We start from the raw sequence: 21,349 nt of genomic DNA, 5'->3' as shown, positions 1-21,349 counted from the left end.
ATTTTGGCTCATATTCTTCTAAATTTAAGGTGGGATATTTTGAACGGGTGTTTTAGGGGCGCTTGTCGTCCTTAAGGCGTCAACATTTTTATAGGCTAGTTTTATGCGCTTAAAAAAACAGATTTGGAATACGTTGCTTGTCGGCGTGCTTGCCTGTGGATTCTACGCATGCGGTGGTGATGAAGGCTCCGATGTTGTGGGCCCTCCGCCAAATTCTTCTGGTTCCGTTTCGGATGGAAAGATTTCCGGAGAAGGCGGCAAGGATGGCTCAAGTTCGTCTGTTGGCGGCGATAGCGTTCGGACGATTGACCCGGATACGGGTGATACAATCTATGTCATTGTTGTCGATCCGGTTCCCAAGGATACGATTCCCCATTGGGAAGGGAATTCTGCGTTGGTGATTACTGAAGTCTCCCCGGTCAACCTTGACTGGCTCGATGAAAACGGCGACGATCCGGGCTGGGTCGAAATTTATAATGCCGGCACCGAGGCTGCGAACTTGAAGGGTTATTCGCTTGTCGAAAATCTTGAAAAGCCGCGCAAGTGGGTCTTCGGTGACGAACTGATTGCCCCGAAATCCTTCCGCACTGTTTTCTGCGACAAGAACAACGTTGCTGCCGTGCTTGACGGAGGCGATGCGAAGAACTATCATAAGCGCACCCATACGAACTGGAAGCTTGAAAAGGCTGGCGGCTCGATTTACTTGATTGACGCGAATTATGGCATTCGTGACTCGGTGCATTATCCGGCGATGACGGTCGGGATGAGCTGGGGCATTGTCGACGGCGGTGCCTGGAAGTATTTCGATAAGCCGACTCCCGAAAAGCCGAATACGGCCTCTACCGCCTACGAAGGCGTTGCTCCCAAGTTTACCTTCTCCGGTGCGCAGGGCGGTTTCTACAACGAACCGGTCACCCTGAATCCTCCGTCTGTTTCGAACGGAATCAAGGTGCGCTGCACCCGTGACGGTTCCGTGCCTACGAAGAACTCCGAAGAGTTCAACTCGCCTATCACGATTAGCCAGACGACGGTTCTCCGCTGCGCGGCCTACAAGGAAGGGTATTTGACGACTGAATCGGTGACGAATACGTACTTTATCGGCGAATCGATAAATATGCCCGTGGTGTCGGTGAGCGTTAATCCGAGATTCTTCGAACTGTATTATAAGAAAACGGATGGCGGCGAACCCAATATGGACGGCGACCTGATGTATGCTCCTAACAAGGCATACCCGGATAGCACCGGCGAATATCCTGTCCATGTGGAATTCTACGACAAGGGCAGCAACACCAAGGAAAAGACCTGGGAAGTCAACGGCGGTATTTCCCTGATGGGTGGCTGGAGCCGCATGGAACGCAAGAAGTCCGTCGCTATCGTGATGCGCGAGGAGTTCGGTGGAACCTGGCTGCATTACCCGCTGTTTGACGCTCTCAAGGTAAGCAAGGGCGGAAGCGACAAGTACAAGGGATTCAACCTGCGCAATAACGGAAACCGCTTCGTGAGCGACTACTTTGCCGATGCCCTGGGCGGTGCCATTCTTGACGGAAGCAGCGTCGACTTCCAGCGCAGCCGTCAGGTGGTGGTGTTCTACAATGGCCAATACCGCGGTATCCACGACATGCGCGAACGTTTCAACAAGAACTATGTGGAAACGAACTACGGCATCGATGCCTCCAGTGTCAATTTCATCAAGCACCTGGGCGAAGAAATCGAAGCGAGTAACGGTACTATCGATGACTACGTCGCGATGCTGGAATACGTTGCCGCTCACGACTTCAGTGGTGAAAACAACGCTGACTACGAATACATAAAGGGAATTATGGATGTAGGCAACTTTGCAGACTACATGATTGCCGAGATGTATGTCCATAACGGCGACTGGCCCAACAACAACGTGCGTGCCTGGCGCAATCCGGACAATCCCTGGAAGTTCATGATTTACGACCTGGACCATGGCTTTGACTGGAAGTGGGGCGTACAGGGCTTTGGCCAGAGCACGAACATGTTCAACTGGGTCAAGCAGGGTGGTCGTAGCAACGGAAAGTGCTATACGGGTAGCGACAAGGAATTTACGGGCGAGAAGGCCCATTGCTTCCATGTGCTCTACACGCGCCTCATCAAGAACCCTGACTTCAGGCGCCTGTTCATCAACCACTCTGCGGTAATGTTTGAGAATTACCTGAATGCCAATGTGGTCGAAAAGGTCCGTGCAAAGATGGCGGGCTCGATCGACGCTTCGGAAGCAGAAAGGGATCTGTCGACGAATGGCCAGAAGAATCGCTATTATGACGATGGCTTTACGGTTCATTATGAGCGCATTACCGACTGGGCGAAGTCTCGTGACGAAGAAATTGTGGGTCAGTATAAGTCCGAATTCTCCGAAATTGGCGGTTCCGTCAACGTGTCGATTTCCTCGAACGGGAATGGTATGGTGCTGATGGACGGGATGAAACTCCCCGGAAGCACAGCGACTTCGACCAAGTACTCGGGCAAGTTCTTCAGCGGTGTCGAAATGGAACTCACTGCGGTCACTTCGGGCGGGTCCGTGTTTACCGGCTGGTCGGGATGCACTCCCGTGGAGGGCGCCCCGGAGAAGTGCCGTGCGACGATTGCGGAAGGACTGTCGGTTACGGCAAACTTCAAGTAATGTCGTTGGCTTGACGATGGATTTGCGCGGGCTTGTCGCCCGCGCTTTTTGTTTATCGTGGGATATTTCTAAATTTGGATGCATGATGAGCCCCGTGCGAAAGATGTTCGACGGTATCGCGAACCGCTACGATTTCTTGAACCACTTCTTGAGTTGTGGCCAGGATATCCTGTGGCGCCGTACGTGCTGCCGCGAAATCCGGCGGCTGCGTCCCGGAAAGCGCCTTCTTGATCTGTGTGGCGGTACGGGTGATTTTGCGGTTACGTACGAGAAGTTCAATGGCGTGCAGGATGTCGCCATTCTGGGCGATTTTTCTTATGGCATGCTGAAGGGCGCCGCGGGCAAGAAGACTGCGGCTGTTCCCGTGCAGCTCGATGCGATGAAGATGCCGTTTGCGGATGGCGCGTTCGACGTGATTCTGAACGGGTTCGGGATGCGCAACTTGCCCGATGCCGAGGGCGGCCTGAAGGAATCCGCGCGCGTGCTTAGTGCGGGCGGCTACCTGCAGGTGCTTGAATTTTTCTCCCCGCGGAACGTGTTCAACAAGTTCTTCTACAAGGTGCTCGCCCCGCTGTTTATCCCGGTGCTGGGAGCGTTTTTCAGCAAGCGCGATGCGTATGAATATCTGGTGAATTCCATTATCCGCTTTTTGCCGGTCAAGGACTTTGTCGCGCTCGCCGAAAGGAACGGGTTCGAACTTGTGCATGTGAAACCCTGCTTTTTCGGGGTGGCGTATCGCGTGCTTCTGCGCCGGAAGTCTATGCTGGCGGGAGGTGATGCGTGAGCCGCTATATCCTTGGGGTGACAGGTGCGAGCGGGGCAATCTATGCGACGCGCACGGCGAGGTACTTGAAGCGCCTCGGGCATGAGGTTTCGCTCGTGGTGACGGCGCCCGGCCGCGAAGTCGTGGAATACGAGGGGCAGAAGGCGCTTTTTGACCTTGTGGACAAGACCTTCGACGTCGATGATTTTTTTGCGGAATGCGCGAGCGGTTCTGCCGACTATGCGGGCATGGCGGTGGTGCCGTGTTCCATGGGAACGCTCGGGCGCATTGCTGCGGGGACGTCGGACAACCTGCTGGTACGCAGTGCGGATGTTTGCCTGAAGGAGCGTCGCCCGCTGGTGATTGTTCCGCGCGAGATGCCCTACAACCTCATCCACATCGAGAACATGGCGCGCGTGACCCGCGCGGGTGCGATTGTTGTGCCGGCCTCGCCGCAGTTCTACAGCAGCCCTGCAAGTATCGAGGAACTGGTAGATACCGTCGTTGCGAAAATCCTGAAGCATCTGGGTGCGGCGTCGGGTGAGGAGTGCGCCGGGATTGTTAAACCCTGGAACGGAAACGTATGCTGAAGAAGATATTAGAATTCGGGCACATGGTGCGCTTTAGCCACTCGCTTTTCGCGATGCCGTTTGCGCTCGGCTCCATGTGGGTGGCGGCGAACGGGTTCCGCGACATGACCGCTGCCGAGACCGCGCGCATCGTGCTCCTGATTGTCGGCTGCATGGTGACCGCCCGCAATAGCGCGATGAGTTTCAACCGTATCGCCGATGCCGATATCGACGCGAAGAACCCGCGCACGGCGAAGCGCCACCTGCCTGCGGGCCGCCTTTCAAAAAAATCGGTAATTGCGTTCCTTGCCATAAACGGCGTGCTGTTCGTTGCGTTCGCGTTCCTGCTGCAGCCCCTCGCGGGCCTGCTCGCCTTGCCTGTATGGCTTTTGCTGCTTTCCTATTCCTACTGGAAGCGTTTCAGCTGGCTATGCCACTGGTTCCTGGGTTTTGCGATAGGGATGAGCCCGCTCGGCGCCTGGATTGCTATCCGTGGGGAGTTTGCGGTGTTCCCAATCTTTTTGCTCGTGATTCTCATGCTCTGGATGGGCGGTTTCGATATCATCTATGCCACGCAGGACGAAGAAATCGACCGCCAGATGGGGCTCCATTCTGTGCCTGCGCGTTTTGGCCGCAAGCGCGCCTTGCAGATTGCCTTCTGGAGCCATGTCGCGATGCTCGCCCTGTGCGTCGCGTTCGGGTTCGTGTGGAATATGGGCATTCCCTGGTGGGTTGTGACCGGGCTCATGACCGCCGCCGTGCTCTATATACATTTGTTCCGCAAGTCCGACGATCTCGACGCCATGAACCGCGATTTCTTCCTGGCGAATGTCGCCATAAGCGTACTCGTGATGGCTGGGCTCATCGTGTGGATTTGCATGGGAGGGGATGTCAATGCCCTTTATTAAGAAGACCGACGGAAAGTTTACGACCGAAGATAAGGTCAAGATGTTCCAGCAGATGGGTTCCGTGGGTGCGGTGATTGCGCTCGTGTTCGTGGTGCTTATCGAGTCGGGCGTTGCGGGCGACAAGACTCCGCTTGCCGAGATGGGGCTCACCGCGATGATTGTGGTGCTCGCCGTGTCGCTTGTCGGGAGCATGTACTTTAAGCGGAAATTGTAGTAAGCGTTCTTGTGGAATGCTGAAATAGAACCCTGGCCTTGTGGTTGGGGCTTTTTTTTGTGGGTTGTTTGTTGTAAACAACGTTGTATAAGAAATTTGTATGAAAATATTTTACTTTGGGTGTTGGATTATAAATAAAATAAAGTAGATTTAGACTAAAAAGGATGGTTCAGAATATGAATTTGGTTGAAATCTGTGATGATATCAATACGATACTAAAAAAATACAATGTTGATATATCTATTACTCCGCAAATGATAGATGTGTCTTCTAATGGACTCCTTAGTTTTGAGAAAATAGGTGATTGCCCGTTCAAAAAGAATTTTTATTTCAATAACACTGCAAAATTAGTAGATGTCTATGCCTATAAAAGTGCGCAAAGGGCGATAGATATGCTGAGTAATGATGTTTTATATTTCACTTCACTGGAAAAGAATGAAGATAATGATTATAGCGAATATTCGGAGTTCTTTCATAGGGTTGGTTTTTTCGAACCATTCATTCCAAATGGTTATGTGAAAGGAAAGACTTTATTATATCAGTCTAAGCTGCCAATAGATTTTGATCGTGAGAATACATATATTTATTGCCTCACCAATACTTTTAATAAAACTAGGCATTGGAAAGAGTATGCGAATTTCGCGATGGGGGTTTGTATTGAATATTCCTTTGAATTCAAAGCTCGTCTGAACCAGTGCATAGACTTTAATTATGGACGAATAGTTTATGATACAGGCTATTTGTATGATTATCTGAAAGAAATAAATTGGATGCTAAGAAGGAAGTACCAGTTGAGTTTTTGCCCGACGGGTCTTCGGCGTTTTGCAGCTATGTATAAAAGAGAGAAATATAGTTGGGAAGATGAATCACGGATTGTTTTGTTTGGGAAAAATCCTTCTGAAAAGAATGAATCAACGGGATCTAAGTTGATTGATGATTGTAATTCTTTTTTTGGGGGAAATCCCTTAAAAGAAGAACGCTTACTTACGAAAGAAAATGGTTTTCAGATTATTAAACCGGGTGTGTTGCAAGCTCAAAATAACAATATTCTATTCAAATGGAATGTGGAAAGGGTTGTCGCTGGAGAGCGGATTCATCCGAATGATTTGTCACAATTGGTGACTATATGTAATAAGAGGAATATTAAGTTGTATCCTTAAAAGGCAAATGCTCCCGCCTCTACACTTCCAAATCGGCGGAATAAACGACTTCGGTAGATCCGTCGTCGCATTCGAATAGCAGGCTGCCATCATCGTTCATGTCGATGATGCGGCCTGTTTTCTTTATGGCGCCTGCGCCGCTGTCGCGATTCTGGTCGGTGCAGCGGTTGTTCACGATGACAGTCCCGCGCGCGCCTATAAACTGGTCCATCTTGCGCCAGGCGGCAACCCACGGCGATATCCCGAAGGCTCGGAACTGCCCGATGGCGCGCTCCAGGCCTGCGACAAGCGACTGCAGCAGCTTTTCGCGGTTGACGCTTCGCCCGCAGATATCCTTGAGGGTAGTGACGGCCCTGCCCAGGTGCGCGTAGTCCGCGGGGTCGCTGTTCACGTTGATTCCGACTCCCATGCTGATGGCGGGAGTGCCTTTTATATAAACTAATTCAGCGAGTATCCCGCAGAACTTGTGCTTGCCGCACAGGATGTCGTTCGGCCACTTGACAGTGATTTTCCCGATATCCCTGTTGCCGAGCCCCTGCGCGTTGGAACCGTCTTGCAGGTCGCGGAACACCTCGGCGAATGTGATGGCTGCCACCTGCGTAATCTGCGGTGCGGATGCAAGCGGAATTCCGTCGAGCGGGATGAGGATATTGAAGTAGAGGTTCTTGCCTGCGGGGGAGGCCCATGTGCGTTCGTGGCGCCCGCGGCCGGCTGTTTGCGTGTCGGCGACAATGAGCGTGCCGGGTACGATTTCACCCGCGGAGGCGCGTGCCTTCATCAGGCTATGCGTGCTTTCAATGGAATCGAAAAGGAATGCGGGTGCGTCGCCGAATCCCGCGAGGTGCCATTCTGAAAATTTTGATTCGGGCGAAAACATATTCAAATGAAGATCCCCGGACAAGCCGGGGATGACAAGCTATTCTTCGTCTTCCTTCTGTTCCTGCAGTTCCTTGAGGGCCTCTTCGGGGAAGATGGTAAAGAATTCGCGCTTGCGGTCTTCGAAGAGTTGCAGCATGCGTTCCTGTTCGAACTGCTCGCGGTCGATGTTCTGCATGAAGAACTCGTCGCGGGCGAAGTCGCGGGTGGTCATCATTTTCTTGAGGTCGTCGGAGATATCCATGCGGTCCCATAGGATATAGTAGGACTGCACGTCCAGACTGCCGAAGATGTCCACGTTCAGGAAGACGGAATTGGCCTTGCTGGAATCGACGAGCTCGACCTTCGTCTCGCGCTTCTCGGGACGGAAAACTTGGGCGTCACTCACGTTCTGGGGAATATCCTTCGGGGTGTCTTCGGCAAAAGAGAAAACGGCGAAAGCAGCGGCCATCACGGCGGCGATGCAGAAAGCCCTATGTGGATTCCGGATAGTCATGGATACAATATAAATTCAAGTTTGTTAAAAAGCGAGGGCCGTGCAAAAGTTTGTGAGTAAAATCCCCGGAAACTGCATGGAAAATCCATTTTTTACGGTGCGAGCGGCATCCAGGGCTTTACAACGTCGATGGACTTGAGCTGCCCTTGGCGGTTGCGGCGGATGGCAGCCGCGGCGATCATCGCCCCGTTGTCGGTGCTGAGGCTCCTGTCGGGGATGCAGAAACGGATGCCGTGGCGGCCGCAGTAGTCTTGGAGGCGGTTCCTGAGCCATGCGTTCGCGCTGACCCCGCCACCGACGACGAGCGTCTTCATGCGGGTCTTCTTGAGCGCGTTGATTGTTTTTTCCACAAGGCTGCCAACGATGGCGTCTTCGAGGGAGGCGCAGATGTCGCCCAGGTTCTTTTGGATGAATTCCGGGTCGTGCGTCTCGGTGTAGCGCAGCACGGCAGTCTTTAATCCGCTGAACGAGAATTCGCAGTTGTCGTGCGAATGGAGGGCTCGGGGAAATTCGACGAACTTGCGGTTGCCGTTTTGGCCGAGCCTGCTTATTGTCGCCCCTGCGGGGTACTTGAGGCCGAGCAGCTTGCCGCATTTGTCGAACGCTTCGCCTGCGGCGTCGTCGCGGGTGCGCCCGATGCTCGTGTACCTGAATCCGGGTTCTTCCATCACGAGTTCGGTGTGCCCGCCCGAGACGGTGAGCGTGAGGAACGGCGGCTCTATATCCGGGTTGCTGAGCCAGGCGGCGGCGAGATGGCCTTCGAGGTGGTTCATGCCGTAGGCGGGAATCTGGAGGTCGCGCGCAAGCCCTTTTGCGAAGCTCGCTCCCACAAGAAGCGGCCCCATGAGGCCCGGTCCCGTGGTGTAGGCGATTGCGTCGATATCCTTGAGCCCGATGCCCGCTTCCCTGACGGCCGCTTCCGCGATGGGGGCAATCTTTTGCAGGTGGGCGCGAGCTGCAATTTCGGGAACGACGCCGCCGTACAGCGCGTGTTCGTCAATCTGGCTGTAGAGCGGGTTCGAAAGGACCTTGAGAGGTTCGTCCTGCAGGACGGCGCAGGCGGTCTCGTCGCAGCTGGATTCGATGCCGAGCCAAATCATTCGAGTTTCTCCTCGGAATCCTCGCTCAACGAATCGGCCGGGGCGACAGGTTCTGACTTGATTTTTTGGAGCGAGACCTTGTCTGGCGAGAGCTGGATTGCCTTGATGGACATTTCGCGGTTGACATCCGACCCGAGCTGCAGCTTTACCGTCGGCGCGAGGCTGTCGACGTCTTCTATCTGGAAACGGTTGTATTCAACAAAGAGGTTGACGTTGTTGATGCTTACGGAATCGAGAATCCTTTCGCCGCCGGTTATCTCGACGGATACGCTTCCGGGGGTGAGCCTGAATGCGCCTCTCTCGAAAATGCCGATGAGCTGCACGGGGACGTTCCTGATGGTTTTCTTGCCGATTTTCTGGATGCTGACCGAGATATCGATGATGGAATCGCTCGGCGTCACGTGTGCCGGAAGCTGCTTGAAATCCAGGGGGATGGAGAAGGTGGTGTCCGCCTTGAGCGAATCGAAGATGGTCGAGTCCGTCGGTATTTCGATGATGCGCGTGATGACGTTCCTTGCTCCGGAAACCGTGACGTAGTCGGGAGTCATCTTGGGAAGGTCCGTCAGCAGGTAGCCCGTTGCCGCATCGAAGGTGGACATGGAACGGATGGGGATGTTGCGCACGATTCGCGTGTCGAGGTCAATGTCGATGAAGAGGAGCTGGTTGTCCGGCTCGATAAAGCGGATGTTCGGGAAGGCGGGCGCGGAAAAATTCTTGTCGGTGATGTGCATGCGCATGGAACCGAGCTCCGCATCCTGGAGGTCGACGATGATTGCGGCGACGGTCGTATCGTTGTTCTTGAGTTTTGACTTGAGGCGCATCAGGTCGAATGGGGCGCCCTCGAGCGTGACTTCCATGAAATGCGGCGGCTTGGAAGCGATGGCTAGCAGCTCGGGCAGTCGGACCAGGCGCACGGGCACTTCCATGGTCACCTTGAAGGTGTTAAGTGACATGACATAGAGCCACAGTGCGATTCCGAAAATGAATGCCGTAATCTTTAATGCGATATGTTTCATAGATGCCCCGAGAGACCCTCTTAAATTTAGTTATATTCAATGCGTGTTCGGACAGATAAGGTATCTAATATCGGAATCTTTTCGTGGGTGGCGGCAACATCGCACGGTCATTTTGCCGTCGCTGCTTACGATTTTTTTGAGTTCGCTGCTGCTGGCGGCGTCCCTTACGGCCCTGGGCGGTGTTTTCCGCATCCTCCGTGCCGAGGGGTCGCTCTATACGGTCGAGGCTTTTTTGCCCGAGAACGTGGCTGCGGATTCGATTGGCGCCATCAGGAACCGGCTCGAGCATTTCAGGAATATCGATTCGGTCGAGTTCGTGAGCGCGGATTCGGCGCTGGCTGATTTCCGTAGGCATTTTTCTGGCGAAATGCTGGACCTTGTCGACGAGAATCCTATCCCTCCGTTTTTCCGCATGACCCTGGTTCCGGGTGCGCGTAACCCGTCGGACCTGGTCGATGTCATGAATGCGCTGTCCAGGGAGGGGTCGTTCGAGGAGGTGCAGGCTCCCGTGGCTTGGGCGACCCGTGTGTCGGAATGGAAGTTCAAGATGGTTTTCTGGCCCATTTGCTTGAGCGTCATGCTGTTGGTGACGCTCTCGCTCATCATCTGCAATTCGGTCCGTCTGTCGCTGATGTCGAGGAAGCTTCTCGTGGAGAACATGAAGTATGCGGGCGGGAGTCCCTTCTTCATCGAGTTCCCGTTTGTCCTTGAGGGGATGATGCAGGGTTTTGTCGGCAGCGCTCTGTCGGTCCTGCTGCTTGGGGCGGTCGTCAATTCCCTTGCGCGCGCCATGCCGATGCTTGCTGAAAATACCGGGGGCCTCGGTATTCTCCTTGCCCTTGTCGTGTGCATGGTGACGGCGCTCTCGGCCTATTTCAGTTATCGTACGGTTCAGGAGTTCCTCCTCGCCAAGCGGAACGAACGGGACTAGCCATGCGTCTGCTTGTCGCACTGCTGTGTTTATTTGTTGGCCTTTCCGTGGCGGCTCCGAAGAAGACGGAAGCCCAGATCAGGGAGCAGAAGAACGCCCTCAAAAAGCTGGAGTCCGATCTTGCCAAGAAGCGCGAAGAGCTCGTGCTGCTCGAGACGGAAGAGAAGGGGGTCATCAATACGATTTCGCTTTTGGACCAGAATCTGAACCAGACGCGCATCTATATCAACGAGCTTTCGAAAAACGAGTCGCTGGTGCAGCGTGCGGTAGAACAGCTCCAGCACGACATCGATTCCCTGGACCAGAAGATACACGTGCGTCGCGAGGCGATGAAGGTCCGCATCCGGAAACTGTATGTGAGCGGCCGCTACAGCGATGCCGAGGTGCTCTTCCAGCTCCTGACGCGCGAAGGGAACCCTCAGCGCGAGGCGTACTGGGTGCATCACGTGCTGAACGAGGACCGGGTGCAGGTGGAAACGCTTGCCGCGATGATGGCCGAACGCGATGAGATGAAACGGCAGGAGGAAGAGCACCTGGCGGATTTGGGAAAGTTGCGTGAAAAGAAAGCTTGCGAAGAGAAGGGCCTTGTGACGCAGATGGGGAACCAGGAACAGATGCTCCTGAGCCTCAAGCACGACAAGGCGATGCAGCAGCGGGCCCTTCAGGAATTTGAAAGAAACCAGAAACTGATGCTGACGCTTATCGCGAAACTGGAAGAAAAACGCAAGCGCGAGATCGAGGCGGCGAGGAAGGCGGAAGAGGCCCGCAAGGCCGAAGCGGCGCGACGGGCGAAAAAGAAGCAGAAAGAGAAGAAGGTTGTCGAAAAACCGAAGAAGACGATTGCGGGTTCGGTCAAGGGACCGAAGTGCATGCCTCTCGAAGGCGATATCATAAGCCAGTATGGCCTGCAGGAACATCCGGTCCTCCACATTATGACCCGGAATCTCGGGGTGGAAATCCGCGGTAAGCGCGGGGCGTCGGTCCGCGCCGCTGCGGCGGGAACTGTCGCCATGGTTGCCGAAATCGATGGCCGCGGCCCCTCCGTGATTATCGAACACGAGGGAGGAACCTATTCCGTCTACGGACACCTGAAGTCCATCCGCGTCCAGGAGGGAAAAACGGTACGTAATTGCGAAGAAATTGGCGAAGTGGGCGATATCGCAAGCCTAAATGGAATTAAATTGTACTTTCAAATTAGTGAAGGGACCCAGACGGTGGATCCCCTGCAGTGGTTGAAACAGAAATGATCGAGTATAGACTGAATGGACCGGTTTCCCAGGAACGCCAGCGCATCCGCGTGATGGCGGCGCTTCGCGAATGCAGATTTCCGCAGGCCATACTTATTGACGGCCCCGGCGGCATCGGCAAGAAGGCCCTGGCCATGGAAATCGCGAAGGCGCTCCAGTGCACGGACCCGAACGTGCGGCCGTGCGGAAAGTGCTTCGGCTGCAAGATGGCGATGGATCCTGGGGCTACGGACAACTGGGTCTTGCCGATGGAATCCAAGGAGGCGCATGCCCGTAGTGCGGACGAAGTGTCGGCGGGTAGTGTCGCGAAGACGGTGCAGGATTTCAAGCAGGCCTACATCGAGGAAATCGTCAAGAATCCCTACCGCATCGATGTGTTCGGTGCAGGTGCCGAAATTTCCGTGGACCTGGTGAGGAACATGACGGGCTCCTTTGCCTTGAAAGGCGACCGGGTCCGGGTGGTCATTATCGCGGAAGCCGACAGGATGAACGATTCTGCGGCGAACGCCTTCCTGAAGACTCTGGAGGAAGTCCCTCCGGATACGTATTTTGTCCTCACGACGTCTTCGCGGGAAAGCCTGCTCCAGACGATTCGCTCCCGTTGCCTCGCGTTGCACCTGTTGCCGCTGACCGATGCCGAGGTCCGCAGCGAGACCCTGCGCGTTTTGGGGGATGATGAAGATGCCGAACTTTCGGACGACGTGGTGGGCCTTGCGGTCGGTTCGCCCGGCAAGGCTCTCTATTATATGAACCGCGCTGCGCCCTGGTGTAAACTGGCCGCGGATTTTGTCGTCTATAGCCTGCGCAACGAGTATAGCGAGGCGTTTGCGAGCCTGGCCGAAGCATCGCTGGAAGATGCTGCCGAGGCGAACCGTTTTTTGGAAGTGCTCTCGTTTCTGCTTTCGGACCTTTTGCGCAAGCAGGCGCATGCGCCGTTGCGGTTGGCCTCTACGACGGGTGCATTGGACATGGACGCTTTCCCCAGGGTCGACGCGAGCGCTCTGGAACTAGCCCTTTCGGCCGTGCAGGAAACGATGACCCGCATCGCAAGTCGACGCTCGGCTCCGATGGTCTGCCTGCAGTCGCTGTCCATCAAGCTTTTCGAGGGGTTTAAGTGATGCTCGATACGGTGGCATCGACCCTTTCTCGGGAACTCAAGATTCCGCATCTTGTAGCGCGGTTCCTGGTTTCGCGTGGAATATGCAATGCGGTCGATGCAAACCGGATTCTTTCGGACGGAACGGGCGCAGAACACTCTCCGTGGCTCATGATGGGAATGGAAGAGGCCGTGCGCTGGGTGCTGGATGTCCGGGGAAAAAAGCAGAAGGTGTTTATCTTCGGCGATTACGATTTGGACGGCATGACCTCGGTGACTCTTCTGTCGCGAAGCCTTTCGCAGATTGGAATCGAGTCGGACTGGCGGCTCCCGAACCGCTTTGGCGATGGCTACGGGCTTTCCATTTCGGCCGTGGACGAAATGTATGAGGCGGGCGCACGCTGCATTCTCACGGTCGATACGGGTATTACGGCAAACGAGGAAATCGCCCATGCGAAGTCGTTAGGCATGTCCGTGATGGTTGTCGATCACCATCAGCCCTCGGGGGATGGACTTCCGCCTTGCGATGTCCTTTTGGATCCGCATCAGAACGGGGATTCTTATCCCAATCCGGAACTCTGTGGCGTCGGCGTTTCGTACAAGTTGATATGCGCCATCTACGAACGCCTGCAGATTCAGGTCCCGGAATCGCTCCTGGAGCTTGTAGCCCTCGGGACTCTTGCCGACCTCGTGCAGATGACACCCGAGAATCGAGCCTTTACGAAGCGGGGGCTCAGGCTGTTGCAGAATAGCGGCTGGCCCGGAATCCAGGCGCTCTACGCTTCGCTGATGAAACCTGGCAGCATGGTCGGCGGCATCGACGTGATGTACAAGGTCGCCCCGCTCCTGAATGCGCCCGGCCGCATGGAAAAGCCGGATCCGGCACTCAAGCTTTTGATGTGCGAAGACAAGAATCTTGCGGGGACGCTCCTTTCCGAACTCAAGGACTGGAATGCGCTTCGCAAGCAGAAGGAAGCGGAAATCACGGAAATGGCCCTGAAGCGCGTGAAGGAAATCTATGGAGACGAGATTCCGAAGGTGCTTGTGGTCGATGGCGAAAACTGGCATGTGGGAGTCATCGGTATCGTTTCGGCGAAATTGGCTCAGGAATTTATGCGGCCTGCGGCGGTGCTTTCTGTCGTTGACGGTATCGCCCATGCGAGTGCGCGCGCCGTTCCCGGTTTCAACTGGCACAAGGCCCTGTTCAGTTGTCGGGAACTTTTTGACCGATGGGGCGGGCATGCCAATGCGGCGGGCTTTTCCCTGGCTACGGACAAGATTGGCGAACTGCGCGAACGTCTCGAGGCTTCGGCGGTGGAGCAGGGATATTCGGGCGATGCGGAAATCGTGGACGAGTCCCACGCCTATGACATCCAGGTTGCTTTGGGCGAACTCGTCGTCGAGGGCAGCCGTCACCGTATCGACAGGACGGTTCTCGACTATTTTGACATGATGGAACCCTTCGGTGGAAACTTCCCGTATCCGGTGCTCAAGGCGACGGACGTGACGGTTCACCGTGTGAAGGAACTCCGCGGCGGTCACTTGCAGATGGAAGTCTCCCAGGCGGGAAGCCCCGTTTTTTCAGCTATCGCTTTTGGATTGCGGAAGTGCAAGTCGCTCCTGGGCGCGGGGAAGAAGGTGTCGATCGTGTTCGAGCCCTCGTGGAACTACTTCAACAACAAGAAGACCATGCAGCTTTGCATCAAGGCTATCGAATAGCGGACGCATGCGTAAACTCCTTCCCTACTTTTTCTCCTTCCTTACGGTCGTCGTGGCCGGTATAGCCCTGTTCGAACCCTATGTGCGGTTGCGCGACGTGGGGGCGGTTCGCGAGATGGCGGAGCCTGTTCCGGAGGCGGAGGAATTCCGGAGTTTCAGCGGACGGGTGGTATTGCCTTCGGTCGATGACATCTACGTGTTGGACAATTCTGCAGGCCGTGATATCCCGGCGTTCGTAAAGTACCTGGAAGGCCGTGCTGCCGGGCTCCACTGGCTTGCTCGGGCCTACTTCAAGGCCCACCGCGGTTCGGGGGATGTGGCTCTCGGACTCCGCCTCACCATAGATTCGTTGGGGGTCTTCCATTGTGGGGAGTTCCAGTTCTCGGATGCCAAGGACCGCTCCCTGGAAAGCGACCTCAGGGAACACATCGAATTTTACTGGCGATACCGCCGCAGTACGCAGGGAAAGACGGAAATTTGGTTCCCGATTCGGTGGAATGAAAAGTATAGCCGTTGATGGAGCGGGCGGCTAGCCCTTCAAAATCTTCAGCAGCTGTTCGGTGCGCTTCTCGATGAGGATGAACGCCTCGAACATGCGGGCTTCGCGCCACTTGGTCAGGTACTTCACGCGCCATTCCGCGGCCACCTGGTCAGGGGCTTCGGGGGCGTCTTCGTTACGGTACCACACTTCCTTCGTGATTTCGCGAATCATGTCGCCCATCTCGGCGGCAGGCTGGAGGGACCCCTTGCACAGAAGCAGTGCGCGGAGGTTGTCGAGCAGCACTTCGTCGCTCGGGTTTTCCGAGTCGTCGCGGGCGCAGTCCCAGATTTCGCCGCGGTGGCGTTCCGTCCAGCCCATGAGGTGCTTCTCGGTGCGTTCGAGTTCACCCTTCGCGAGCTTTTCTTCCACGGCTTCGCGGGGGTAGTAGATGCTGTTCGGGTAAAATTCGATCATGGTCATTCCCAAGGTTAATGCCCGGGGCGGGACTTGAACCCGCACGAGGTTGCCCCCAAGGGATTTTAAGTCCCCAGTGTCTACCATTCCACCACCCGGGCAGGTGTGCGTGCCAAATATAGCATTTTCCGTGGCCGCACTTGCAAAAAATTGTTAGATTGTTCTTTGATGACACCTCTTTCGAAAAGTTTTCGTTCTGTTCTGGGGGCAATCGCCATTGCGTTTGCCCTGTGCGTGCCCGCGTTCGCTTATGACGAGGATCTGGATACCTACCGCGAAGTCCGCGAGGAACTCGCTTCGCTTCGTGATAGCTACATCGCCGACATCAACATGGCCATGGAGGAGGCCAATGCGGATAACCCCGAGGGCTGGTTCAAGGCTCGGCAGGACGGGTTCGGGCGAGCTTGGAAGGATACGGATTTCGAGGCCCCGATGAGCGAGGTCTTTACCATCGAGGAAATTCCCTACGGGTTCAAGGTTCGCGGGAAAAAGGGCGAATACAAGTTTAATTTCGAGGTTGTGGTCGCAACCCGCGATTCGGACATCTTCTACGTGGTCTCGGTCCGCTCGGGTACAAACCCCGCCGCGAAGGAAATCGTAAATGAGGTCTTCAAGAACGAAGCCTCGGATTACCATAGCCCCTGCCCGAAGGATGCCATTACCTGCTATAAGGGCCGCGCGGTCTACGGAAAGTAGCGAAAATAGTTCAAAAACGGCAAAAAATCTTATTTTTGCATTATAGTAAATAAAACTTTACCGCCTTCGGCGTTTTTAATATATATTTAGGGAGCCGGTCGTCCGCGGAGCCGGTTTTTTTGAGGTGTATAAAAATCCGCGGAGGGTTTGAATTGCTAACTTTTTGAGTATCAAGTAGTTGTGGTTTTACAGGAGTGCAGGATGAAACTGGGAATACGCCCCGGAAAAGCTGGTTTTACCTTGGTCGAGGTCCTCGTGGTGGTCACCATCATGGGCATCCTCTCCGGTATCGGGGTGGCCAGTCTGCGCAGTGCGGTTGCGAACAGCCGAATCAAGGACGCCGGTATCAACGTGACCGCCTTCATGCAGCGCGCGGCGAACGAGGCTACGCGGTTGAACGAGAAACTGACCGTGGAAGTGGAAAATAACAACAAGTCACTGAGACTTTATAAATGTACTACAGTTGGCGATGATGGAAACTGCTCTGCGCATGATTCACAAATTCTTGATGAGATGACGCTTGAGTCGGTAAGCGCGTTTGTTCCTGGACAGGCTGGTGGTACTGACTGTCCGACGCTTGGGGGCGAAACGACGCTAAATGCCAAGACGTCAATATTGCTTACTCCTAAAATAGGTGTGTCACCTATTTCCAGTGGCTGTATTTTGATCCGATATGGAAGTACAGACCGGTTTGCGGCCTCCATCAAGTCCCCGACGAAGTTCTCTATGTATTATGAGTTGAGTTACGATTCTGGTGCGAGCTGGTTTGAACCGTAGGTGTGTTATGGATAAGTTAATGAAGAGCAAGAAAGGTTTCGGCATCACGGAGGTGCTTATCTCCGCGGTGGTTCTCGGTCTTTTGTACATGGCGATTCTCCACATGCAGACGGGCAACCGCGAGGCTTTGCTCCGTATCCGTGGGCGTGACGGCGCCATCGAGGTCGCACAGCAGGTCATAGATTCCCTGAACCGTATCGGCATCGCGTCCATTCCCGATGAGTCTACGCCACCAGGGGACGACAGTGAAGATGAGGTTGTTGGCCATGACTATATCTGGAAATGGGACCCGATACAGCGTTCCTGGGACCGTGGCGAAAAGGTCGGTGGAGGACAGTCCACCATCCAGTATACTCCGACCGTGACGGTTTCTCCTACGACCGACTATACTGCGACAAGCGAATCGAACCTTGAGTCGGTTCAACATGTCTATGCCAAGCAGGTGAACGTGCAGGTCTCCTGGCAGTTCAAGGGCTCCACGCAGTCCATTAATATGTCCACCGTGATTCGCTAGGCCGCATTGACTGTGATTTTCGCCGGGATTTGCTCCCGGCTTTTTCTTTTGGATTTGCATTTCTAATTTTTTTATATACTTTTTAAAGAGTATGGTTTTATTAGGAGATTCCGTATGGTTAGGAAATCTACCCTCTTGAAAACAGCAACTGCGCTTGCGCTTTCTTTTCTTGTGACAATCTCCTGGTCCGCGGACCTTTCGGACGAGCAGGAAGGTGCGTCCAAGTTCTATTGCGTGAAACTGACGCGGAATGTCAATTATAATGCTGCAATCCAGCTGTCGCAGCAGAATGCATCGTACGAACCGGACTCGGGCGAGTCGTGTTTCGAAAAATGGGATTCTCCGGAGGGTTACCAAACGGCATATGAGTTTATTGGCGAACTTCTCTATAATTCTAACGTTCAGCCAGAAGCGTTGTTGCTTGCTTCGGATATCGACTTCGGCGGTTATGACGGGCAGACGCAGTCGTGTAATGAATATTTCAAGCCGTTCGAGTTTGATATTACGTCTCAGATAAAACTTACAAGTGCGGAAGACGGTATCTATACGATTAGGGGAATCTGTTATACCTCGCTTTCTGATGAGGCCTCGTTTGGCGGAAACTTGATTGGTTCCATTCAGAATGTCCGGTTCGAGAACATTCGTCTGGAATCCCTTACCTTTGCGAGCCTTTTTGGCACGGCTGTGAATGAACCCGAAGTGAATAATGTCTATGTTGCAAACGCGACCATAAGTGCCCCTGTAGCGGGCCTTTTCGTTTCGTCGTCGGTCGGGCTTTATGTGACGGATTTCGAGGGAAACTCCATTCAGGTCCGTTCTGTTCCCGATATGGACTTGAATGACGCTGTCGATTTAATTTATCCTTCTTCGGTCGCGATTGGAGGCCTTGCGGGCAGCGTGTCTAATATGTCTGCGGTCGGCGTCTCCGTAGATGGCCTTAGCGTGTCGAACAACGCATACCTCTGGGATGGTGCCCATCACTTTGTCGAGGAGGTTTCCATGGTTGAAGCGCACATAGGTGGAATTGTCGGTCATACAGGGCGTGTCGAACTGCGCCGGGTGGGGCTTGAGACGTCTTTGCTGAGTGACGATGCTTCTGCGGGAAATAAGCAAATATCTTACCTGGGCGGACTTGTCGGCTCGCTTACGTACAATACGATGGTGTGGTTCCATTCCACCTACACCTTTAGCGATATCACTTGTTCATCGGAAAGGGGCCCGCAACATTGCAAGGCGGGTTACCTTGTCGGTTTGGCTGTATTCTCTGATTCCCTTTCCAAGAATGCGAACGATATAAGTATAGTCTCGAATTTCCATTACACCGAAGCCGCCAATGATTCCGCTTCTGGCATGTTTGGTGAAGCTTACTGCGACTACCTGAAAGAATATATGCCGGAAAATGAGCAGAACCAGGAGCATATATCCTGTGCATACGAATTGAATACCTTTGGCGAACTTTCCGTGATTGACGTTGAAGAGAAAGCCCTCGCTCCCAAGGCCTATGCCCACGGCAACTACCGGAGCGCAGCCGGGAATGCGGTGGCGACGGACAACTTTGACTCGGACACCTACATGTTGGGTGGAGATACGCGCGAAGCGGTCTCCGTGGGCATCATTGAGAAGGAGTATATGCAGGGTCAGGCCTTTGCCGATGTCCTGAACCGCTTCAATGCAGATTACGGGAATGCCACGGTGGAGTGGATTGCAGATTCCTCACGCGTTTATCCGTATGTTGCATCGACTTACCACGGTGTAAATGCGGAAATCTCCAACGTGCACAGGATTGTGTTTATGCTTGACTGCATCGAGTCGGGATGCCTTACCGAAAGCGAGGAGCGCATGCTTGGACAGTTTAATAATTACCGGATGGGTACTAACGAGTTCGAGTTCGTGACGGATGAATCTGGAGCAATCACGAATACGGCGTGGCTCGAATTTGCGGCTAGTCTAGAACAGCCGAATGCCGACCGCGACCCTGTTCACTGGGAAGGCCCGAGCGACAACGGCCCGTACAAGAGGTTCTCTGCGGAAGAGGCGTACGATGGTGATTACTTCTTCAAACTTATGGCAGGTGCTTCGCCAGATTCAAACGGCGTGGATGAGGGAGAAGTTGATGTGGCCTCCTCGACTCTGTTCCTGTCGGGTAACGCTGTCCAGCTTGCCGTAAAGACGGACGACTTCACGATTGGAAATGGAACGCCTTTTGTAAGTGTTTTCCTCGAGGATTTGGACGGAAATGTAATCGATGATTCCACGATGGATTTTCCGAACGGCGGATGGCCCGAAATGATCACGTGGGAAAAGTATCCGCTTGCCGCAGGCATGTACCATGTCGTCGCAAAGATGTACAACGGGAAGGGCGACAATCCGGACGTGCGCGAGTGGGATTTCGAGGTGAATCGCGAAATCGCGAATGATTGCGGAGACTGCTGGCAGATGATTGCGCTTTCGGATGTCGATTTCGATAGCTACAAGTGGAACGATGACGGGGTGTTCTACTGGTGGGATGAATTTGCCAGTTTCGGCGATTACTGGCAGTACAAGAATTTCACAAAGAAGGATTCACCGGAACAGGGAAAGGGGTACTGGTACAATTCGCTCGAAGGCCGCCCGCTTGTGCTCAAGGATGAGGCCTTTACAGGCGAGGCCGTGTGGTCGCTCGATAGCGTAAACAGCGGCTGGAACCTGGTCTCTAACCCTTACGGCTGGAAGATGAAGATTGGCGTTGCTGGTCAGGAAAATCGGGAAGAAAAGCCTGAGTTGGAATTCTGGCGCTGGAACACGCAAACTGGCCAGTACGACCCGCCTGAAGCTGTGGAGGAACTTGAACCTTACGAAGCCGTGTGGGTAAGGCTCAATCGCGGTGTGGCAAAGGATTTGCCGCTTTCTACGGAGCCGGCCTTTGTTGATTTCGTGAATGAGGAAGGTGAAACGGAACCCGTGAAGTCGCTCAACAAGAAGGGTGTGCTTGCGAAGGCGGCCGGCGCCGACGGCTGGGCATTGCAGGTGGAACTCTCCGATGCGAACGGCAAGATGGACAGCTGGAATATGCTCGGCGCGGGCAAGGTAGCCTGGAGTTCCGAGGAACCGCCTGCAGGCATGGGCAACCGCGTGAACCTCAGCATCATGGATGCGGGCAGGCGCCTTGCAAAGAGCGTGAAGGCACTCGGCGAAGACGCGTATGAATGGGACGTGGAGCTTTCGGCAACAAGCGCGCGTGCGGGTTACCTGAAGTTTGCGGGTATCGATGGAATTCTCCCGAGCGGGCTTCGCGTGTTCGTGACTGTCGATGGCGTGACTACCGAAATGCGTGACGGTGAGACGCTGCAGTTGGCGCTTTCTACGACGGCGAAGTCCGCGAACATCCGTGTTGCGAAGTCTGCAAGGAAGGTTGTCGCGCAGACATTGCAGGGCTTGCGCGCCTCGCAGAATGCCGGCGCCTTGCAGGTTGTATTTGATGCTTCTGCCGGCTTGAACGGTGCCAGATCGCGTGTCGATGTTGTCGATACGAAGGGATCCGTTGTCGCTACTGTGGATTTCAAAGCGGTCGAAGGCTCTAACAGGATTTTGCTGGAAATCCCGCGCCGCGGTCTCCACGTTATCCGCGTTGTCTCTGGTAGCCAAGTCGCCTTGCAGAAGATTTTGCTGCGGTAGCAGATTTTCTA

20 protein-coding genes and 1 tRNA gene are annotated in these 21,349 nt (G+C 54.4%); 15 read left to right on the top strand and 6 right to left on the bottom strand.

Annotation, left to right across the window (positions count from 1 at the left end; translation table 11 throughout):
• The first annotated feature begins 103 nt into the window (after nt 1–103).
• The 6 genes from B2952_RS11375 (at nt 104) to B2952_RS11350 (ending at nt 6,261) form a co-directional block, all read left to right on the top strand.
• A complete protein-coding gene (locus B2952_RS11375; protein ID WP_290734229.1) occupies nt 104–2,647 on the top strand; it encodes a CotH kinase family protein in 2,544 nt (847 codons plus the stop codon).
• An 82-nt stretch (nt 2,648–2,729) separates the two neighbouring features.
• Nucleotides 2,730–3,431 (top strand): ubiquinone/menaquinone biosynthesis methyltransferase, encoded by a 702-nt coding sequence (locus B2952_RS11370; protein ID WP_290734231.1) that lies wholly within the window; start codon nt 2,730–2,732, stop codon nt 3,429–3,431.
• Nucleotides 3,428–4,000 carry a UbiX family flavin prenyltransferase gene (locus tag B2952_RS11365; protein WP_290728461.1) on the top strand — a complete coding sequence of 191 codons (573 nt, stop codon included), beginning with the start codon at nt 3,428–3,430 and terminating at the stop codon, nt 3,998–4,000. The genes B2952_RS11370 and B2952_RS11365 overlap by 4 nt, the downstream gene beginning before the upstream one ends.
• Complete coding sequence (locus tag B2952_RS11360; protein ID WP_290726270.1) at nt 3,994–4,887, top strand: 4-hydroxybenzoate octaprenyltransferase; 894 nt, start codon at nt 3,994–3,996, stop codon at nt 4,885–4,887. The genes B2952_RS11365 and B2952_RS11360 overlap by 7 nt, the downstream gene beginning before the upstream one ends.
• Nucleotides 4,874–5,101: a hypothetical protein gene (locus tag B2952_RS11355; protein ID WP_290734233.1), complete on the top strand. Its 228-nt coding sequence runs from the start codon at nt 4,874–4,876 to the stop codon at nt 5,099–5,101. Before B2952_RS11360 ends, B2952_RS11355 begins: the two co-directional genes overlap by 14 nt.
• Before the next feature lie 176 nt (nt 5,102–5,277).
• A complete protein-coding gene (locus B2952_RS11350) occupies nt 5,278–6,261 on the top strand; it encodes a hypothetical protein (protein WP_290734235.1) in 984 nt (327 codons plus the stop codon).
• Nucleotides 6,262–6,280: 19 nt separating this feature from the next.
• Here B2952_RS11350 and B2952_RS11345 read toward each other — a convergent pair whose 3' ends face one another.
• From B2952_RS11345 to B2952_RS11330, 4 genes are all read right to left on the bottom strand, one after another.
• Nucleotides 6,281–7,138: a biotin--[acetyl-CoA-carboxylase] ligase gene (locus tag B2952_RS11345; RefSeq protein WP_290734236.1), complete on the bottom strand. Its 858-nt coding sequence runs from the start codon at nt 7,136–7,138 to the stop codon at nt 6,281–6,283.
• Nucleotides 7,139–7,177: 39 nt separating this feature from the next.
• Nucleotides 7,178–7,633, bottom strand: coding sequence for a hypothetical protein (locus tag B2952_RS11340; RefSeq protein WP_173381862.1), 456 nt, complete (start codon nt 7,631–7,633; stop codon nt 7,178–7,180).
• A 92-nt stretch (nt 7,634–7,725) separates the two neighbouring features.
• Entirely contained in the window at nt 7,726–8,733 is a 1,008-nt protein-coding gene (tsaD, locus tag B2952_RS11335) for a tRNA (adenosine(37)-N6)-threonylcarbamoyltransferase complex transferase subunit TsaD (RefSeq protein WP_173381861.1), read from the bottom strand.
• A complete protein-coding gene (locus tag B2952_RS11330) occupies nt 8,730–9,749 on the bottom strand; it encodes a CdaR family protein (RefSeq protein ID WP_173381860.1) in 1,020 nt (339 codons plus the stop codon). The genes tsaD and B2952_RS11330 overlap by 4 nt, the downstream gene beginning before the upstream one ends.
• Nucleotides 9,750–9,885: 136 nt before the next feature.
• On the opposite strand from B2952_RS11330, the gene B2952_RS11325 reads away from it, so the two are divergent.
• Genes B2952_RS11325 through B2952_RS11305 form a run of 5 tightly spaced genes read left to right on the top strand, consistent with a single transcriptional unit; the run spans nt 9,886 to nt 15,259 of the window.
• A complete protein-coding gene (locus B2952_RS11325; RefSeq protein ID WP_290734238.1) occupies nt 9,886–10,680 on the top strand; it encodes a cell division protein FtsX in 795 nt (264 codons plus the stop codon).
• A gap of 2 nt (nt 10,681–10,682) precedes the next feature.
• Nucleotides 10,683–11,927, top strand: coding sequence for a murein hydrolase activator EnvC family protein (locus tag B2952_RS11320; RefSeq protein WP_290734240.1), 1,245 nt, complete (start codon nt 10,683–10,685; stop codon nt 11,925–11,927).
• A complete protein-coding gene (locus B2952_RS11315) occupies nt 11,924–13,045 on the top strand; it encodes an ATP-binding protein (protein WP_290728477.1) in 1,122 nt (373 codons plus the stop codon). Before B2952_RS11320 ends, B2952_RS11315 begins: the two co-directional genes overlap by 4 nt.
• Entirely contained in the window at nt 13,045–14,742 is a 1,698-nt protein-coding gene (gene recJ, locus B2952_RS11310; RefSeq protein ID WP_290734242.1) for a single-stranded-DNA-specific exonuclease RecJ, read from the top strand. Before B2952_RS11315 ends, recJ begins: the two co-directional genes overlap by 1 nt.
• 7 nt (nt 14,743–14,749) lie before the next feature.
• Nucleotides 14,750–15,259 carry a hypothetical protein gene (locus B2952_RS11305; RefSeq protein WP_173365579.1) on the top strand — a complete coding sequence of 170 codons (510 nt, stop codon included), beginning with the start codon at nt 14,750–14,752 and terminating at the stop codon, nt 15,257–15,259.
• A gap of 12 nt (nt 15,260–15,271) precedes the next feature.
• On the opposite strand, the gene B2952_RS11300 is transcribed toward B2952_RS11305, so the two are convergent.
• Entirely contained in the window at nt 15,272–15,697 is a 426-nt protein-coding gene (locus B2952_RS11300) for a hypothetical protein (RefSeq protein WP_173365580.1), read from the bottom strand.
• 18 nt (nt 15,698–15,715) lie between these two features.
• A tRNA-Leu gene (locus B2952_RS11295) sits at nt 15,716–15,798 on the bottom strand.
• Nucleotides 15,799–15,865: 67 nt separating this feature from the next.
• On the opposite strand from B2952_RS11295, the gene B2952_RS11290 reads away from it, so the two are divergent.
• The 4 genes from B2952_RS11290 (at nt 15,866) to B2952_RS11275 (ending at nt 21,338) form a co-directional block, all read left to right on the top strand.
• Nucleotides 15,866–16,393, top strand: a complete 528-nt coding sequence (locus B2952_RS11290; RefSeq protein WP_173365581.1) for a hypothetical protein — start codon at nt 15,866–15,868, stop codon at nt 16,391–16,393.
• A gap of 201 nt (nt 16,394–16,594) precedes the next feature.
• Nucleotides 16,595–17,170 (top strand): pilus assembly FimT family protein, encoded by a 576-nt coding sequence (locus tag B2952_RS11285; RefSeq protein ID WP_290728483.1) that lies wholly within the window; start codon nt 16,595–16,597, stop codon nt 17,168–17,170.
• 7 nt (nt 17,171–17,177) lie between these two features.
• Entirely contained in the window at nt 17,178–17,684 is a 507-nt protein-coding gene (locus B2952_RS11280; protein WP_290726290.1) for a type IV pilus modification PilV family protein, read from the top strand.
• A gap of 114 nt (nt 17,685–17,798) precedes the next feature.
• The gene (locus B2952_RS11275; protein ID WP_290734244.1) at nt 17,799–21,338 is read left to right on the top strand and encodes a hypothetical protein; all 3,540 of its coding nucleotides are present in this window, start codon (nt 17,799–17,801) and stop codon (nt 21,336–21,338) included.
• The last annotated feature ends 11 nt before the right edge of the window (nt 21,339–21,349 follow it).

Origin of the sequence: Fibrobacter sp. UBA7003, from assembly GCA_002449765.1 — a bacterium.
GTDB lineage: Bacteria > Fibrobacterota > Fibrobacteria > Fibrobacterales > Fibrobacteraceae > Fibrobacter.
The sequence above is the reverse complement of the archived record's forward strand: the minus strand, read 5'-3'. Positions and strand labels throughout refer to the sequence as shown.

Coding starts and splice junctions, on each gene's coding strand:
- B2952_RS11275 (WP_290734244.1), top strand. CDS start 17,799: ATGGTTAGGAAATCTACCCTCTTGAAAACAGCAACTGCGCTTGCGCTT.
- B2952_RS11320 (WP_290734240.1), top strand. CDS start 10,683: ATGCGTCTGCTTGTCGCACTGCTGTGTTTATTTGTTGGCCTTTCCGTG.
- B2952_RS11355 (WP_290734233.1), top strand. CDS start 4,874: ATGCCCTTTATTAAGAAGACCGACGGAAAGTTTACGACCGAAGATAAG.
- B2952_RS11345 (WP_290734236.1), bottom strand. CDS start 7,138: ATGTTTTCGCCCGAATCAAAATTTTCAGAATGGCACCTCGCGGGATTC.
- B2952_RS11285 (WP_290728483.1), top strand. CDS start 16,595: ATGAAACTGGGAATACGCCCCGGAAAAGCTGGTTTTACCTTGGTCGAG.
- B2952_RS11280 (WP_290726290.1), top strand. CDS start 17,178: ATGGATAAGTTAATGAAGAGCAAGAAAGGTTTCGGCATCACGGAGGTG.
- B2952_RS11340 (WP_173381862.1), bottom strand. CDS start 7,633: ATGACTATCCGGAATCCACATAGGGCTTTCTGCATCGCCGCCGTGATG.
- B2952_RS11375 (WP_290734229.1), top strand. CDS start 104: ATGCGCTTAAAAAAACAGATTTGGAATACGTTGCTTGTCGGCGTGCTT.
- B2952_RS11370 (WP_290734231.1), top strand. CDS start 2,730: ATGATGAGCCCCGTGCGAAAGATGTTCGACGGTATCGCGAACCGCTAC.
- B2952_RS11330 (WP_173381860.1), bottom strand. CDS start 9,749: ATGAAACATATCGCATTAAAGATTACGGCATTCATTTTCGGAATCGCA.
- B2952_RS11305 (WP_173365579.1), top strand. CDS start 14,750: ATGCGTAAACTCCTTCCCTACTTTTTCTCCTTCCTTACGGTCGTCGTG.
- B2952_RS11315 (WP_290728477.1), top strand. CDS start 11,924: ATGATCGAGTATAGACTGAATGGACCGGTTTCCCAGGAACGCCAGCGC.
- tsaD (WP_173381861.1), bottom strand. CDS start 8,733: ATGATTTGGCTCGGCATCGAATCCAGCTGCGACGAGACCGCCTGCGCC.
- B2952_RS11300 (WP_173365580.1), bottom strand. CDS start 15,697: ATGATCGAATTTTACCCGAACAGCATCTACTACCCCCGCGAAGCCGTG.
- B2952_RS11360 (WP_290726270.1), top strand. CDS start 3,994: ATGCTGAAGAAGATATTAGAATTCGGGCACATGGTGCGCTTTAGCCAC.
- recJ (WP_290734242.1), top strand. CDS start 13,045: ATGCTCGATACGGTGGCATCGACCCTTTCTCGGGAACTCAAGATTCCG.
- B2952_RS11350 (WP_290734235.1), top strand. CDS start 5,278: ATGAATTTGGTTGAAATCTGTGATGATATCAATACGATACTAAAAAAA.
- B2952_RS11290 (WP_173365581.1), top strand. CDS start 15,866: ATGACACCTCTTTCGAAAAGTTTTCGTTCTGTTCTGGGGGCAATCGCC.